Genomic DNA, 986 nt, shown 5'->3' on the forward strand with positions numbered 1-986 from the left:
CCGTTAGCTGTTATCAGTTTAGTCTTAGCTGTTTGGAAGCTTGAGAATGTCATGGAACAAAACAAAAATGCCAAGCTTGATTATCTATCGGTGGTCTTGTCGTCAATTGGTTTTGGTGGATTATTATATGGCTGTAGTTCTGCAAGTTCTGATGGCTGGTCCGATTCCATCGTCTTAACGACGTTAATCGTTGGTGGAATTGCCTTAATTGTCTTCATTGTTCGTCAATTAAAAATGGAAGAACCTTTATTGGATTTACGTGTATACAAGTATCCGATGTTTGCACTAGGATCTGTGATTGCGATTGTCAACGCCGTCGCCATGTTCTCTGGCATGATTTTAACACCAGCCTATGTTCAAAGCGTACGCGGTATTTCACCACTTGATTCTGGTTTGATGATGTTACCAGGGGCGATCATCATGGGGATTATGTCGCCGATTACGGGTAAGTTATTCGATAAGTTTGGCCCACGAATGCTTGCGGTTGTGGGATTGTTGATTACAGCAGGTTCGACCTTTATGTTAACTCATTTACAAGTCGATTCTAGTCACACCTATATTATCCTATCGTATACAATCCGGATGCTCGGGATGTCCATGGTCATGATGCCGATTATGACGAATGGGTTAAATCAGTTGCCAACGCGCTTAAATCCGCATGGTACTGCGGTCAATAATACAGCCCAGCAAGTGTCAGGTTCAATTGGTACAGCTGTTTTGGTTACGATCATGAACTCTGTTACTAAAACGGAAGCTGGGAACCTGATGAAAGGCGTCGATCCAACTACTTTGACGGAATCTTCAACGGCTTTATTAACGCAGAAGGCTCTATTAGCAGGAATTCAATATTCCTTCTATATCGCCCTTGCTATCAACATTGTCGCCCTTGTCTTAGCATTGTTCGTGAAACGAGTGGACACAAGAGAAGAGGCTGTGAAACAGGTTGAAAAAGAAGGAGCAGTACAAGTGAAAATGGAGGGGGCCTG

At 43.1% G+C, this 986-nt stretch carries 1 protein-coding gene; it reads left to right on the forward strand.

Annotated features, from left to right (window positions below):
• Positions 1-986 (forward strand): MFS transporter (locus tag TY15_RS23000; protein ID WP_148336008.1); only part of this gene is annotated, 986 nt, incomplete at both ends.

This window comes from Neobacillus jeddahensis, from assembly GCF_000612625.1.
In the GTDB taxonomy this organism is placed as follows: Bacteria; Bacillota; Bacilli; order Bacillales; family Cytobacillaceae; genus Neobacillus; species Neobacillus jeddahensis.